General features: G+C 72.1%; 12 protein-coding genes. 6 read left to right on the plus strand and 6 right to left on the minus strand.

Annotated elements, in window-relative coordinates:
* Positions 1–80: 80 nt before the first annotated feature.
* The 4 genes from ABT147_RS08035 to ABT147_RS08050 all read left to right on the plus strand — a co-directional run bounded on the left by ABT147_RS08035 (position 81) and on the right by ABT147_RS08050 (position 5770).
* Positions 81–2183 (plus strand): MMPL family transporter, encoded by a 2103-nt coding sequence (locus ABT147_RS08035; RefSeq protein WP_351403379.1) that lies wholly within the window; start codon positions 81–83, stop codon positions 2181–2183.
* A 172-nt stretch (positions 2184–2355) separates the two neighbouring features.
* Complete coding sequence (locus ABT147_RS08040) at positions 2356–3747, plus strand: sensor histidine kinase (RefSeq protein WP_502983056.1); 1392 nt, start codon at positions 2356–2358, stop codon at positions 3745–3747.
* Positions 3744–4424, plus strand: a complete 681-nt coding sequence (locus tag ABT147_RS08045; protein WP_351403380.1) for a response regulator — start codon at positions 3744–3746, stop codon at positions 4422–4424. Before ABT147_RS08040 ends, ABT147_RS08045 begins: the two co-directional genes overlap by 4 nt.
* A gap of 131 nt (positions 4425–4555) precedes the next feature.
* Complete coding sequence (locus ABT147_RS08050) at positions 4556–5770, plus strand: sialidase family protein (RefSeq protein ID WP_351403612.1); 1215 nt, start codon at positions 4556–4558, stop codon at positions 5768–5770.
* Between the two features lie 11 nt (positions 5771–5781).
* Here ABT147_RS08050 and ABT147_RS08055 read toward each other — a convergent pair whose 3' ends face one another.
* The 5 genes from ABT147_RS08055 to ABT147_RS08075 all read right to left on the minus strand — a co-directional run bounded on the left by ABT147_RS08055 (position 5782) and on the right by ABT147_RS08075 (position 12483).
* A complete protein-coding gene (locus ABT147_RS08055) occupies positions 5782–6717 on the minus strand; it encodes a dihydrodipicolinate synthase family protein (RefSeq protein WP_351403381.1) in 936 nt (311 codons plus the stop codon).
* Between the two features lie 16 nt (positions 6718–6733).
* On the minus strand, positions 6734–7771 hold the full coding sequence (locus tag ABT147_RS08060; RefSeq protein WP_351403382.1) for an oligopeptide/dipeptide ABC transporter ATP-binding protein: 1038 nt from the start codon (positions 7769–7771) through the stop codon (positions 6734–6736).
* The gene (locus ABT147_RS08065) at positions 7768–9744 is read right to left on the minus strand and encodes a dipeptide/oligopeptide/nickel ABC transporter permease/ATP-binding protein (RefSeq protein WP_351403613.1); all 1977 of its coding nucleotides are present in this window, start codon (positions 9742–9744) and stop codon (positions 7768–7770) included. The genes ABT147_RS08060 and ABT147_RS08065 overlap by 4 nt, the downstream gene beginning before the upstream one ends.
* A gap of 46 nt (positions 9745–9790) precedes the next feature.
* Positions 9791–10750 (minus strand): ABC transporter permease, encoded by a 960-nt coding sequence (locus ABT147_RS08070; protein ID WP_351403384.1) that lies wholly within the window; start codon positions 10748–10750, stop codon positions 9791–9793.
* Positions 10751–10851: 101 nt separating this feature from the next.
* Entirely contained in the window at positions 10852–12483 is a 1632-nt protein-coding gene (locus tag ABT147_RS08075; RefSeq protein ID WP_351403385.1) for an ABC transporter substrate-binding protein, read from the minus strand.
* Between the two features lie 302 nt (positions 12484–12785).
* On the opposite strand from ABT147_RS08075, the gene ABT147_RS08080 reads away from it, so the two are divergent.
* Both ABT147_RS08080 and ABT147_RS08085 read left to right on the plus strand, forming a co-directional pair.
* Positions 12786–13526, plus strand: coding sequence for a FadR/GntR family transcriptional regulator (locus ABT147_RS08080; protein ID WP_351403614.1), 741 nt, complete (start codon positions 12786–12788; stop codon positions 13524–13526).
* Between the two features lie 3 nt (positions 13527–13529).
* Positions 13530–13970, plus strand: coding sequence for a protein-tyrosine phosphatase family protein (locus ABT147_RS08085; protein WP_351403386.1), 441 nt, complete (start codon positions 13530–13532; stop codon positions 13968–13970).
* Positions 13971–13980: 10 nt separating this feature from the next.
* Here the strand turns inward: ABT147_RS08085 and ABT147_RS08090 are convergent, their stop codons facing one another.
* On the minus strand, positions 13981–14553 hold the full coding sequence (locus tag ABT147_RS08090) for a class I SAM-dependent methyltransferase (protein WP_351403387.1): 573 nt from the start codon (positions 14551–14553) through the stop codon (positions 13981–13983).
* Between the last annotated feature and the right edge of the window lie 140 nt (positions 14554–14693).

Raw genomic sequence — 14693 nt, forward strand, 5'->3', positions numbered from 1 at the left:
TCACGCGCGACGAATCGGTTCTCTCCCGGCGGGAGTCTGGTGAACGTCCAGACACCCGCAGAGGGAGGGGGGACCCCGTCATGGGGCCCGGAGAGACAAACGTACGTACGCGACGGCGGGCCGTGCCCTGGCTGGTGCTCGGGTTGTGGGTGGTGCTGCTCGCCGTGGTGTCGCCGTTCGCGGCGAAGCTGTCCGAGGTGCAGAACGACCGCGCGGTGGACTATCTGCCGGCGAGCGCGGACTCCACCCAGGTCGCCGAGATCCAGGACCGGTTGCCCGGCGGCGAGGCCACCGAGCTGGTGCTCGTGTACCACCGGGAGGGCGGGCTGACGGCCGCCGACCGGGCCGCCGCCGACGCGCAGGTCGCCGAGATCGGGGACCGGGACCGGCTGACCACCGAGCCCGAGGGCGTGCCGTCGAAGGACGGGGCCACGCTCATGTACCCGGTGGCGAGCAACGGGCCCGGGACCGACGAGAAACTGCGGGACGCGTTCGTCGAGCGGGTGCGTGAAGTCGCCCACAGCGAGGGCGGGTTGACGGTCGAGGTGGGCGGGCAGGGTGCTCTGGCCACCGACGCGGGCAAGGTCTACGACTCGCTCGGCGGGCCCCTGCTCTACACGACCGTCGGGGTCGTCGCCGTCCTGCTGATCATCATCTACCGGAGTCCGGTGCTGTGGCTGGTGCCGCTGGTCGTCGCCGGGATCGCGGACTTCATGTCCATGGGGGTCGCGTACGGGCTGAACCAGGCCTTCGGGACGACCGTGTCCGGGCAGAGCTCGGGCGTGATGACGATCCTCGTGTTCGGGGCGGGCACGGACTACGCGCTGCTGCTCGTCTCCCGCTACCGCGAGGAACTACGGCGTATCGAGCGGCCGTACGAGGCCATGAGGGTCGCCCTGCGCGGCTGCGGGCCCGCCGTGCTCGCCTCCTCCGGGACGGTCGCCGCCGGGCTGCTGTGCCTGCTGGCCGCCGACCTGAACAGCAGCCGGGGCATGGGACCGCTCGGGACCGTGGGCGTCCTGTGCGCCCTCCTCGCCATGCTCACCCTGCTGCCGGCCCTCCTCGTCCTGCTGGGGCGGCGGGTGTTCTGGCCGCTCGTCCCGGCGTTCGGCAGTGAGCCCAAGCAGCGGCGGAGCCTGTTCTCGGCGATGGGATCGTCCGCCGGGCGGCGCCCCCTGGTCGTGCTGGCGGGCGGGGCCGTCCTGCTGGGCGCGCTCGCGCTCGGCACGCTGAACCTGCCGGGCGCCCTGAAGCAGGAGGACTCCTTCGTCGACAAGCCCGAGTCGGTGGCGGCCATGGAGACCCTGGGCAGGGCCTTCCCCGGCCAGGGCACCCAGCCGATCTCGGTGATCACCCCGACCGGGCGGGCCGACGCCACGCTCACCGAGATCGAGGGGCATCAGGGGGTCGCGGCGGTCGAGCGGGGCCGCAGCGGGGACGGCTGGACCGAGATCTCGGTCGTCGCGAGGAGCGCGCCGGAGTCGGCCGCCGAGACGGCCACCATCGAGTCGCTGCGGGACGCCCTCCCGGAGTCCTACATCGGCGGGCCCAGCGCCGAACAGCTCGACCTGAAGGACACCAACGCCCGGGACCGGCTCGTCGTCGTACCGATCGTGCTCGTGTCCGTGCTGCTCGTCCTGGTCGCCCTGCTGCGGAGCCTGGTCGCGCCACTGCTGCTCGTCGTCGCCGTGGTCGCGGTGTGGGCGGCCTCGCTCGGCATCGGCGGACTGGTCTTCGGGCCGGTGTTCGGGTTCGAGGGCACCGATCCCGGGCTAGGACTGCTGTCCTTCGTCTTCCTCGTCGCCCTCGGCGTCGACTACGGCATCTTCCTCATGCACCGGATGCGCGAGGAGTCCCTCGCCGGCGCCGAACCGGCCGCCGCCGCGCTCACCGCGCTGCGCACCACCGGCGGGGTCATCGCCTCCGCCGGGCTCGTCCTGGCCGCGACCTTCGCCGTGCTGCTGAACATGGGGCTCGTCCAGCTCGTCCAGCTGGGCTTCGTCATCGCGGTCGGCGTCCTCCTCGACACCTTCCTCGTCCGTACCTACCTCGTGACCAGCGCGAGCGTGGCGCTGCGGCGGAAGGTCTGGTGGCCCGGACCGCTCTCGCGGGAGCCGGCCGACCCGGCGGGGCAGCCGCCGGGTGAGGCAACGGACCGGGAACGCGTGGCAGCCGGCCGCTAGCCGCGACGACCCCAGGGGCGCCCTTCCCTCCCGGAAGGGCGCCTTCCTGACGGAGGATGAGCCCGTGACGGCAACCACGAGCAGACGGACCGGATCCACGAGCACGAGGACCGGATCCACGATCACGAGGATCGGACCCGCGATCACGAGGATCGGATCCACGATCACGAGGATCGGACCGGGGCTCGTCGAGCGGCTGCGCACGGCCACCGGGCCCGACGGCCTGCGGTACGACGCGTACACCGCCGCCGTCCTGGCCGTCCTCGACTGTGTGACCGCCGTGGTCGTCACCGGGGACGGGCGGGTGCCGGACGCGCTCGGCTTCGCGCTGCTGGTCGCCGTCCATGTGCCGCTGGTCTGGCGCCGGCGGCGGCCGGTGCTCACGCTCTGGGTGCTGGTGGCGCTGGTCGCCCCGTACCACGCGTTCGACAACAACCACACCGCCGCCGTGGCCCCGGCCATGCTGGCGCTCTACACGGTCGCGGTGAGCGGCACGGCCCGGCGCACCCTGCGCAACGGCGCCGCCGTCGTGGCCTTCACCCTGGTCGTCAACGGCCTGTTCACTCCCGACCAGCTTCCGGAGTTCCTGCGGATCTCCGGCTGGATCGTCTCCGTCCTGATCTTCGGCGGATACGTGCGCGTCCACCGCCAGTACGTCGCCTCCGTCGTCGAACGCGCCGAGCGCGCCGAACGCACCCGGGAGGAGGAGGCGCGGCGGCGGGTGGCGGAGGAGCGGCTGCGCATCGCCCGCGACCTGCACGATCTGCTCGCCCACAGCATCACGCTCGTCGGTGTGCAGACCTCCGTCGCGGCGCACGTCCTGGCCGCCGACCCCGACCGCCTCGACCGGGCCGCCGTCGCCCAGGCCCTCGACGACATCGCCGAGACCTGCCGGACCGCCCGCGGTGAACTGCGGGGCACGCTGGAGGTGTTGCGCGAGTCCGAGTTCACCGGCCCGGGAGGACGGGGCCCGCTGCCGGGTCTCGACGGCCTCGCCGACCTCGTCGACGCGGCCCGCACGGCGGGGGCCCGCGTGGAGAGCGCGGTCGAGGCGGACGGGGTGCCGTCCGGGGTGGGCGCGGCGGCCTACCGGATCGTGCAGGAGGCCCTGACCAACGCCGTACGGCACGGGGGAGCGGACCTGGCGATACGGGTGGAGCTGCGGGCCGGGGGAGGGGTGCTCCGGGTGCGGGTGACGGACGACGGGGTCGGGGCGGCGGCGTCACGGGAAGCGGTCGGGACGCCCGCACGGGGCTCCGGTTCGGCGGGCCCCGCCGTCACGGACCGGGGCTTCACGGACCGGGGCTTCACGGGCTCCGGTTTCGGGATCCTCGGCATGCGCGAGCGGGCCCGCAGTGTGGGCGGCACGCTGGAGGCCGGGCCCCGGGCGGGCGGCGGTTTCGCGGTGGAGGCGGTGCTGCCGCTGGGCGGGGCGGGTGAGCGGCACGCACCCGTCCCCGTGGACGCCGATGCGCATGCCGGTGCCGGTACCGGTGCCGAAGCCGAACGCGGAGAGGCCGTCGCCGTCGCTGTCGCCGCCACCGAGCGGAAGGCGGCCCGATGACCGACCGGACGATCCGTGTCCTCCTCGCCGACGACCAGACCCTCGTCCGCGCCGCCTTCGCCATGCTCGTGGAGTCGGCGCGGGACATGGAGGTCGTGGGGCAGGCGGGGACGGGCCGGGAGGCGGTGGAGCTGGCGCGTACCGCGCGGGCCGACCTCGTCGTCATGGACCTGCGCATGCCCGACCTGGACGGCATCGAGGCGACCCGGCTCATCGCGGCGGACGAGGACCTCGCGGGCGTACGGGTCCTGGTGCTCACCACGTACGACACGGACGAGCACGTCGTGGAGGCCCTGCGGGCGGGCGCCTCCGGCTTCCTGGTGAAGGACATGCGACCGGCCGAACTCCTCGACGCCATCCGCACGGTGGCCGCCGGCGAGTCCCTGCTCTCCCCGGGCCCCACGGCGCGCCTCATCGCCCGGCTGCTGCGGAGCCCCACCATGCCGACCGCCCTGCCCGACGGCGGCCCCGACTGCCTCTCCGACCGGGAGAGGGAGGTCCTCACCCTCGTGGCACGCGGCCTCAACAACACCGAGATCGCCGACACCCTGGGCCTGAGCCCACTGACCGCCAAGACCCATGTCAGCCGCATCATGGGCAAGCTGGGCGCCCGGGACCGCGCCCAGCTGGTGATCGTGGCGTACGAGTCGGGGATGGTGACCCCGGGAGCGGGCTGACGTCACGTCAATACCCGATCGGCGCAGCCCTGTTGCCGGACACCGGGGGGCGCATTAGGTTCACCGGACATCAGACATCAGACATCCGACATTCGACGTCCTACGTCTGGGGAGCCGCCGCCGTGCCGATCATGCCCCTCACAAGCCGTACGGCCGCCGTGCTGGCCGCGGCCACAGGACTCCTCGCCGCCACCACCGCCGCCGCGGTCCCGGCGGCCTCCGCCACCGAACTCCCCACCCGGGGCTGCGCCTCCTCCGTGCCGTACGTGTCGGGCCAGGGCGGCTACGCCACCTACCGCATCCCGGCCACGGTCAGCACCCGGGCGGGCACCGTGCTGGCCTTCGCGGAGGGCCGGCGCGACGGGGCAGGCGACACGGGCGACATCGACGTCGTCCTCAGACGGTCGGCCGACGGCGGCTGCACCTGGGGCCCGCTGAAGGTGGTGGCCGCCGGGAACGGGGACACCCGGGGCAACCCGGCGCCGGTGGTCGACCCGAGGACCGGCCGGGTCGTCCTCGTCACCTCGTACAACGGCGGCGGGGTGACCGAGGGGCAGATCATGCGGGGCGAGGTGCCCGCCGAGCGGAGCCGCCGCGTCTTCGTACAGGTGAGCCGGGACGACGGCCGCCGCTTCACCGCCCCCCGGGACATCACGGCGGACGTGAAACCGCCGGGCTGGCGCTGGTACGCGACCGGCCCCGGCCACGCGCTCGCCGTCACCCGGGGACCGTACGCGGGCCGCCTGGTCGTCCCCGCCAACCACTCGGCCGCTCCCCTCGCCGACTCGGCGGACAGCGGGCAGGAACCCAGGTACTACGGCGCCCACGCGATCCACTCCGACGACGGGGGCACGACCTGGCGGCTCGGCTTCGTCGACGACACCTACGACGGCCTCGGCAACGCCAACGAGAACATCGCCGCCCAACTCCCGGACGGGCGGCTGTACTTCAGCGCCCGCGACCAGCACGGCAGCAGCGTCGGCAACCGCCTGGACACCTACTCCGGCGACGGCGCGGAGTCCCTCGACCGCCCGTACACCGTGCAGCCCACCCTCCTGGACGTCCCCGTCGTCCAGGCCTCCGTCCTGCAACTCCCCTCCGGCGGCCCCCTCCTCTTCTCCGGCCCCTCCGTCCCCACCATGCGCCAGGCGATGTCCGTCTGGCGCAGCGACGACGCGGGCGCCACCTTCTCCAGGTCCACGACGCTCTCGCAGCGCCCCGCCGCCTACTCCGACCTCGTGCCCCTGGGCCGCACCCATGTGGGCGTCCTCTACGAGACGGGCGTGACGGGCCCGTACGAGACGATCGAGTTCCGCCGGCTGCCCGTGCCCGCCGTCGTGCGCTGACGCGCCGACGGCTACAGCAGGCCCGCCGCCGCCAGGTACTTCCCCACCTGCTCGGTCTCCGCCTCCGACAGCGGCACCTGCGGTTCCGCGGTGGCCGGGCAGGCGATGACGCCGCGCAGGTGGAGGGCCGCCTTGAAGGCGCCGAGGGCGGCCGAGCTGCCGCCCATCCGGGTGAGGTCGGCCGCCCCGACCATGGCGAAGAGGGCGCACAGCCGTTCCTGTTCGGCGCGGGCCCGGTCCCAGTCGCCGGCGCGGCAGAGGCGGAAGAGGCGGACGTACCCGGCGGGGTCGACGTTCGCCAGCCCCGGCACCGCGCCGTCCGCGCCCAGGGCGAGCGCGGAGTCGACGACGAGTTCGGAGCCGGTGAGGGCGCTGAAACCGGTGAGGGCGGCGTCGGCGCGGGCGCCTGTGACGACCGTACGGAAGGCGGCCAGGTCGCCGCTGGAGTCCTTCAGACCGGCGATGACCCCGTCCGCCGCCAGGTCGAGGATCACGTCGGCGGGGAGCTTGGTGTGGACGGCGGCCGGGATGTCGTAGGCGAGGACCGGGACGGGGGAGCCGGCGGCGAGCAGCCGGTAGTGGCGGGCGATCTCCGCCGGATGGGTGCGCGTGTAGAAGGGGGCGGTCGCCACGACGGCCTGGGCTCCGGCGGCGGTCACGGCGCGGACGTGGTCCAGGACCCGGGGCGTCGTCATGTCGATCGCCCCGGCGAGCACCGGGAGCCGGCCGCCGACATGGCCGACCACCGTCTCCACGACCCGCCGCCGCTGCGCGTCCGTCAGATACGCCGCCTCCGACGACGAGCCGAGCACGAACAGCGCGTCCACACCGCCCGCCACGAGATGGTCGACCAGCCGGACGAGCGAGGGGACGTCCAGCTCGCGGTCCGGTGTCAGGGGCGTGCAGACGGGCGGGATGACACCGGTCAGCGGGGCGGGGACGGTCATGGCGGCTCCCTTGGTGCTAGGTATCGCGTACGGAGCCCGACGCGGGCGCGGCCACCGCCTGGGCGACCAGGTCACGCGTCGACTCCGTCTCCTGCACAGGATGGTGGCAGCGGAACCGGTGTCCGGCGGCCGACGCGGCCGTGAAGTCCGGCATGATCTCCGCGCACGCGTCGTCCGCCTTCCAGCAGCGCGTACGGAACGGGCAGCCGCTCGGCGGCCGGGTGGCCGACGGGACGGGGCCCACCAGCGGGATCGGGTCGATCGGGTCGAGCAGACCGGGCGTGGCCGAGAACAGCGCGCGGGTGTACGGGTGCCGGGCGCGGTCGGTGACCAGGGCCGCCGGGGTCTCCTCCACGATCCGGCCCAGATACATGGTGATCACCCGGTCGCTCATCCGCCGTACCGTCTGGATGTCGTGCGAGACGAAGACCAGCGCCAGGCCGAGGCGTTCCTTGAGGTCGAGGAGGAGGTTGAGGATCTGGGCGCGGACCGAGACGTCCAGCGCGCTCGTCGGCTCGTCCGCCACCACCAGCTCGGGGTCGAGCGCCAACGCCCGCGCGATGGCGACCCGTTGGCGCTGACCGCCGGAGAGCTGGCCGGGCAGCCCGTCCGCGAGTGCCGTGGGCAGGCCGACCAGGGACATCAACTCCCTTACCCGGTCCTCTCGTTCGGCCGGGGTGCCGCGCCGGTGCACATCGAGGGGGTCGCGCAGGATCTGGCGGACCGTCAGCCTGCGATTCAGGGCCGTAGACGGGTCCTGGAAGATCATGCCGGTGCCGCCGCCGACGGTCACCCGGCGCTCGGCCGGCGACATGGACCACAGGTCCCGCCCCCGGAACGACACCGCCCCGGACGTCGGCCGGTCCACGCCCACCAGCACCTTCGCCAGCGTCGACTTGCCGCACCCCGACTCGCCCACCACACCCACCGTCTCACCGGGCGCGATCACCAGATCGGCGCCGGTCAGCGCGTACACCCGATCCCGGGTGAACACCCCGCCGCTGCGCGCCCGGTGGACGACATGGGCGCCGGAGACCTCCACGAGCGTGCTCACCGCGTCACCTCCGTGGCGTTCATGACGTCCACCACCGGGTGGTGGCAGGCCGCCGTGTGCGTACGGGTGCCCCGCAGGGCCGGGGCCGTCGTACGGCAGAGCTCGCTCGCCCTCGGGCAGCGGTCGGCGAAGCGGCAGCCCGCCGGGAAGTCGGCGGGGGAGGGGACGACCCCCTTGATCTGGGTCATCCGCTCGGCCGCCGACTCCAGCGACAGGACGCTGCCCAGCAGACCGCGGGTGTAGGGGTGGGCGGGCAGCTCCACCAGGTCCGCCGTCACCCCCGTCTCGACGATCTGCCCGCCGTACATCACCACCACCCGGTCGGTGACGTCCGCGATCAGGGCCAGGTCGTGCGAGACGAGGATCAGCGCGAACCCCAGCTCCTCGCGCAGCCGCAGCAGCAGCTCGATGATCTGCGCCTGTACGGTCACGTCGAGCGCGGTCGTCGGCTCGTCGGCCACGATCAGCCGGGGGGTGCGGGACAGGGCCATCGCGATGAGGACGCGCTGGCGCTGGCCGCCGGAGAGTTCGTGCGGGTAGCTGCGGAGGGTGCGTTCGGGGTCGAGGCCGACCAGGCGCAGCAGCTCGGGCGCGGGGCGTCTGCCGCCCCGGCGCACGACCTGCTTCAGCTGGGCGCGGATCGTCATCGCCGGGTTCAGGGAGGACAGGGCGTCCTGGTAGATCATCGCCATCTCGTGGCCGAGAAGCCGACGCCGTACGCGCATCGGCTCGCCCACCAACTGCCGTTGATCGAAGCGCACTTGGCCGCGCACCCGGGCGCCCTTCGGTTCCAGGCCCATCACCGTCAGCGCGGTCAGCGACTTGCCGCAGCCCGACTCGCCGACCAGGCCCAGCACCTCACCGGGGCGGACCTCGAAGCTGATGCCGTCGACGATGTCCACGCCCCGGTGGCGCTTGTCGAAGCCGATCGCCAGGTTCTCCACGGACAGGACCGGTTGGCCGGACGGGAGGGGCCGGGCCCGGGAGCGCAGGCGCAGCGCGGCCTCGGTCAGACCCGGCAGCTCGGTGATCTCGTCGCCGCCCTCCGGCGCCGGGGTCTCCAACGGGTCCTCCGCCTCACGCGGCTCCACCTCCCGCGCGACCGGCGCGGCCCACGCGTCGGAGACGCCCTCGGAGAGGATGTTCAGGCAGAGCACCGTGACCAGCATCAGCAGACCGGGGAAGACGGTCGCCCACCAGCCGCCGGTCAGCACCATGTTCTTGCCGTCGGCGATGACACTGCCCCAGGACGGGTCCGGTGGCCGTACGCCCGCGCCGATGAAGGACAGCGACGCCTCGAAGACGATGGCCTCGGCGACCTGGACCGTGCAGAACACCAGCACCGGGGCGGCGCAGTTGATCGCCACGTGCCGGATCACGATGTGCGGGGTGCGGGCTCCTATCACCCGCTCGGCGGTCACATAGTCCTCGCCGTACTGGTCGAGGACGTTGGCGCGCACCACCCGGGCGACCGGCGGGGTGAACAGGAACGCGATCGCGCAGATCAGGACGGTGATCCCACCGCCGAAGACGGCCACCAGGACGGCGGCCAGAGCGATCCCGGGGAACGCCATGACCACGTCCAGACAGCGCATCAGCGTCTCGTCGACCGCCTTGCGCGAGGTCGCGGCCACGGCCCCGATCAGCGCCCCCACCACCAGGGCGAGCGCGGTCGCGCCGAGCCCGATCGCCAGCGACCAGCGCGCCCCGTACATCAGCCGGCTCAGGATGTCCCGGCCGAGGCTGTCCTGCCCCATCCAGTGCTCGGCGGAGGGCGCGCCGGTGCCGCCCACCAGCGCCTGCTGGTCGAGCGGGTCGTCCGGGGCGAGCCAGGGCGCGAGGAGGGCGGTGAGGACCACGACCGCCAGGAAGCAGACCGCGATCCGCGAGAGCAGCGGCAGCCGGCGCCAGGAGCGCAGCCGGACGCCGGGCCGGGACAGGGCCTCCGTCAGGCGTTTGCGCGTGGTCACCATCAGGCCGAACATCAGGGCATCAGCTCGCATCCCTCAGTGGTGGTCGTCAACTTGCTTCCCTCAGGCGCGGGTTCACCAGCAGATAGAGGACGTCGATGACGAGGTTCACGACCACGAAGCCCGCGGCCGTGGTCAGCACGACCCCCTGGACGACCGCCGGATCGCCGTTCTTCACGGCGTCGATCATCAGCTTGCCCATCCCCGGCAGCGAGAAGATCGTCTCGATGACGACCGCGCCGCCCAGCAGATAGCCGACGCGCAGCCCGAGCACGGTGAGCGGGTTGATCAGGGCGTTCCGCAGGACGTTCCGGCCCACGACCACCCTCGGCGGCAGCCCGCTCCCGATCGCCGTCCGCACGTAGTCCTTGTCCAGCTCCTCCACCATCGCCGTCCGCACGATCCGGGTGAGCTGCGCCGCCACCGGCAGCGACAGCGCGAACGCCGGCAGCGTCATCGTCTTCAGCCACCCGGTGAAGGAGTCCGCCGGATTGACGTACCCGCCCGTCGGGAACCACCCCAGGTCCACCGCCAGGTACTGGATCATCAGCAGCGCCAGCCAGAACCCGGGCGCCGCGACCCCGGTCAGCGACACCACCCGGATGACCTGGTCCGGCAGCCGGTCCCGGTAGATGGCCGCGGTGACCCCGCCGAGCAGCGCCAGCACGACCGCGATGCCCAGCCCCAGGAAGGTCAGCTGCAGGGTGAGCGGCAGCGCGGTCATCACCTGGTCGACGACGGGGGCACGGGTGAGCGCGCTGATCCCCATGTCCCCGTGCAGCAGATCGCCGATGAAGCCGACGTAGCGGACGGGCAGCGGGTCCAGCAGCCCGTTCTCCTCCCGGAAATCACGCAACTGCTCCGGCGTCGGATTGGCCCCCTGGAAGAACGCGGACGCCGGATCGACATCGGAGAACCGCATGACGACGAACACGAACAGCACGATCCCGAGCATCAGCGGAACGAGCAGAGCGACCCGCCGAACAAGAATGCGAACAATAGCGACCACGTATGACTCCGGATCACTGAGGAAACCCAAGGGGCGCGGGGAACTGCGCGATCAGCCACGAACAAACCCGCAGCCGGCATTCCACCCGCACCCCAACGGCGCTAAACCCACTTGGCCTGCAACAGGTTGATCCCGGGATAGGGCTGAGCCCTTATCCCGCTGAGCCGCTTCGGATTCCACGCCGTCATCAACTCGTTGTGCACCACCGGATACAGCACGACCTGTTCGGCGACGATGTCGATGTAGTCCTGCACCATCATCTTCTTCTTGTCGGCGTCGGGCTCCTGCGTTGCCTGGTCCATGTCCTTGAAGAGCTTCTTGGCCACGGAATCGTCCGCCCAGCGCGCGTACTGCATCCACAGGTTCTGCGGCCCGTAGTTGTAATGCATGATCAGATCCGCGTCGAGCCCGAACTGATTGGGATTCGAGGCCGCGGCGACCACCTGGTAGTCCTGCTTCTGGTCCATCTTCGTGAAGACGGCCGTGGTCTCCTGCGGCGAGAGCGTCGTCTCGACCCCGATCGCGTCCCAGGACGCCTTGATCGTCGGCAGACAGTCGACGATCCAGCTGACGTTCACCGCCAGGATCTCGATCTTCAGCCCCTTCACCCCGGCCTCCGCCAGCAGCGCCTTCGCCTTGTCCGGGTCGTACGCGTACACGCTCTTCGCCGGCCGGTAGCTCGGATTCTGCTCGTTCAGAAAGGAACTCGCCGGTTTCCCGTGCCCCTTCAGCGCGACCTCGATCATCTTGTCCCGGTCGATCGCGTGATGCAGTGCCTGCCGCACCCGGACGTCGTCGAAGGGCTTGCGTTCGGTGTTGAACATGAGGAAGAGGTTGTTCATCCCGGAGCCGCCCTGGACGGACATGCCGCCCTTCTCCAGTTGCCCGATATTGGCGTACGGGATGTTGTCGGCGATCTGCGCGCCGGCGCTCGCGCCGGAGATCTTCGCGACGCGCGGGGCCGCGTCCACGATGGTCAGCCAGTTCATCTTCTTGAACGCGGCCGGACGGGGGCCGTTGTAGTCGGCGTACGCCTCGAACGTGGTGTTGGACTTCGGGTGGTGCGCGGTCTGCCGGTACGGCCCCGAACCGATCGCCTTGCCCTTGATGGCGTCCTCCCAGGCGCCGGGCTGGGAGTAGACGTGCTTCGGCATGATCTTCGCCAGGGTCAGCCGGGAGATGCCGTCCGGGAACGGGAACCTGAGCACCAGCTCGACGTTCCGCGCGTCGATCTTCCGGACCTCCTTCAGCCAGCTCGCGAAGAAGCCCTTGGCGAGGGTCTGGGTGCCGGGGTCGAGGATGCGCTCGTAGACGAAGACGACGTCGTCGGCGGTCACCGGTTTGCCGTCGTGGAAGGTGGCGCCGGGCCGCAGCTCGAACTTCCACGAGGTGCCGGAGGTGTCGCCCGGCACGGCCGTCGCGAGCGCCGCGTAGGGCTCGCGGGAGATGGGGTCCGTGTCGAGGAGGCCCTCGTAGATGTGGTTGTTGGCGGCCATGCAGAAGGCGGACGCGGTCTGGGTCGGGTCCCAGCTGCCGTCGTTGCCGTACCCGATGACGGCGGTCAGGGTGCTGTTCTTCCCGCCTCCGCCGCCACCGGTGTCGTTGGTGGACTCCGGTCCGGCCGAACAGGCGGCCAGCGACGAGGAGAGAGTGGCGGCCGCGCCCAGCGCGCCGGAGTACTTGAGGAGTGACCGGCGGGTCGGCGCCGGGGCGTCACGGATCACGTCGCGCACGGTTCCTCCAGGGAGAGAGGCTGGGAGGGAGATACGACGTCCTACGTCCTGTAGGGGGCAGCGTGACCTTAAAAGCACCGGTGAGGGCGGTCAAGTGATCGCACACGAATGGCGTACCCGCCAAAGGTGCGACCAATGGCGGATCATTGTCGACGGGAACTCCGGTATGAAATAACGACAGTTGAGGGTCCGTTAGGAGAGAGTTTCCCGGAGTCATCACAGGGCGTTAACCTGGCGTTCCCCTGGTCAGTTCACGCGGTTTCCGTCCGGAGGTGGGACGTCGGATGTCCGGCGAGCGTACGATGCGGCGCATGTCTCAGGAGAGCGGGCGCCGGCGCCGGCCCGAGCGGCGGGTGAGCAGCCAGATCCAGCACGAGGTCATGCAGCTCATCCTCGACCGCAAGCTCCAGGCGGGCGCCCCCCTGCCCACCGAGACGGAGCTGATGGAGGACCTCGGCGTCAGCCGCAACTCCGTCCGGGAGGCCCTGAAAGCCCTCCAGGCCCTCGACATAGTCGACATCCGCCACGGCTACGGCACCTATGTCGGCGAGGCCTCCCTCACCCCCCTCGTCGACGGCCTCACCTTCCGCACCCTCGCCCGGCCCGACGGCGACACCGCCGCGCTCGCCGAGATCCTCCAGATCCGCGAGGTCCTGGAGGACGGCCTCGTACGACGGGTCGCGGCCACCCTCACGGACGAGGAGCTGGACGGTCTCGCGGCCGTCGTCGACCGGATGGAGGCGGCCGGAAAGGCGGGCGAACCCGTCGCCGAACTCGACCGCGACTTCCACGAACTCCTCTACGCCTCCCTCGGCAACGCGCTCATCCCCCAGTTCCTCGGCGCCTTCTGGACCGTCTTCCTGCGCGTCGCCGGCGCCCGCGGCTGGACCGACGACCCCACCCCCGAGCTGACCGTCCGCCGCCACCGCGACATCGTGGCCGCCCTGCGCGCCCATGACGTCGAGGGCGCGCAGCGGGCGATGTCCGACCACTTCAGGGGCATCGAGACGCGGGCGGCACAGGCCTCGCGGGGGGTGGGCTAGGCCATGGGGGAGTCGATCCGGCTCTGGGACCCGGCGGACCCCGGTGTGCTGCGGCTGCCGTCCGGCCGGCTGGTGCGCGGCCGGGGGCTCCGCCGTCCGCTCCCCGACGGCCGGGTCCCCACCTACGCCGTGTACCTCCTCGGCAAGGAGCCGCCCGAAGTCCCCTGGGAGTCCCGCTGGTTGCGCTGGCCCGACTTCCGGCTGCCCGGTGACCGGGCGGAGGCGGCGCGGGTGCTGCGGGACGCCTGGGACCGGGCTTCCGTCGACCGGGTCGAGCTGGCGTGCGGCGGCGGCCGGGGCCGCACCGGCACCGCGCTGGCCTGCCTGGCGGTGCTGGACGGCGTACCGCCCCAGGAGGCGGTGGCGTACGTACGCCGGCACTACGACCGGCACGCGGTGGAGACCCCCTGGCAGCGGCGGTACGTACGACGGTTCGAGGTCTGACGGCTTGGGGTCACGGCCGGCGGGCGCGGAAGCGGAGGCTGCCGCCCTGCTCGTGCGTGGCCACGGCGACATCCGTGAAGCCCGCCCCGGTCAGACGGGCGGGCAGGGTCGCCGGATCGACGACGTTCATGGTGTCCCGGAAGTGGATCAGCCGGAAGCGGAAGCCCGGCAGGCTGTCGCTGCCGGCGAAGGTGCCGCCCGGCCGCAGCACCCGGAACGCCTCCGCGAAGATCCGGTCCTGCTGCTCGACGGTCGGCACATGGTGCAGCATCGTGAAGCAGACGACCGAGTCGAACGCCGCGTCCGGCAGCGGCATCGCCGCCCCGTCCGCGTGCACGATCCGGGCGCGCTCGCCCCAGGCGACGTCCAGCAGCCGGGCGGTCCCGGCGTCGACCTCGACGGCGGTCAGGTGCGGCACCTGCTCGACGAGCACCCGCAGGTTGGCGCCGTAACCGGGACCGATCTCCAGGACTTCCGCGCCCAGTTCGACCCCGTCGAGCGCCCAGGGCAGCAGCAGTTCCCGCGTCTTGACCGCCCACTTCTCGGAGCTACAGATCTTGCGGTGCATCTGATTCATCGGCATACCGCCGACGCTAGGCCCGCCCCCGCAGTGTCCACCACGGGCTAGGCTGCCGTCCCATGTCGCCAGACGGACACGGACACGGACACGGGCACGGACACGGACACGGACACGGGCACGGACAGCGGGGCGCGGAAGCCGAC

The organism is Streptomyces sp. NPDC001868, assembly GCF_040297125.1.
GTDB lineage: Bacteria > Actinomycetota > Actinomycetes > Streptomycetales > Streptomycetaceae > Streptomyces.

What these genes read in the sequence shown, in the direction of transcription:
- ABT147_RS08035 (WP_351403379.1), top strand. Translation starts at nt 81, where the DNA reads ATGGGGCCCGGAGAGACAAACGTACGTACGCGACGGCGGGCCGTGCCC.
- ABT147_RS08045 (WP_351403380.1), top strand. Translation starts at nt 3,744, where the DNA reads ATGACCGACCGGACGATCCGTGTCCTCCTCGCCGACGACCAGACCCTC.
- ABT147_RS08050 (WP_351403612.1), top strand. Translation starts at nt 4,556, where the DNA reads ATGCCCCTCACAAGCCGTACGGCCGCCGTGCTGGCCGCGGCCACAGGA.
- ABT147_RS08055 (WP_351403381.1), bottom strand. Translation starts at nt 6,717, where the DNA reads ATGACCGTCCCCGCCCCGCTGACCGGTGTCATCCCGCCCGTCTGCACG.
- ABT147_RS08065 (WP_351403613.1), bottom strand. Translation starts at nt 9,744, where the DNA reads ATGGTGACCACGCGCAAACGCCTGACGGAGGCCCTGTCCCGGCCCGGC.
- ABT147_RS08080 (WP_351403614.1), top strand. Translation starts at nt 12,786, where the DNA reads ATGCGGCGCATGTCTCAGGAGAGCGGGCGCCGGCGCCGGCCCGAGCGG.
- ABT147_RS08085 (WP_351403386.1), top strand. Translation starts at nt 13,530, where the DNA reads ATGGGGGAGTCGATCCGGCTCTGGGACCCGGCGGACCCCGGTGTGCTG.
- ABT147_RS08090 (WP_351403387.1), bottom strand. Translation starts at nt 14,553, where the DNA reads ATGCCGATGAATCAGATGCACCGCAAGATCTGTAGCTCCGAGAAGTGG.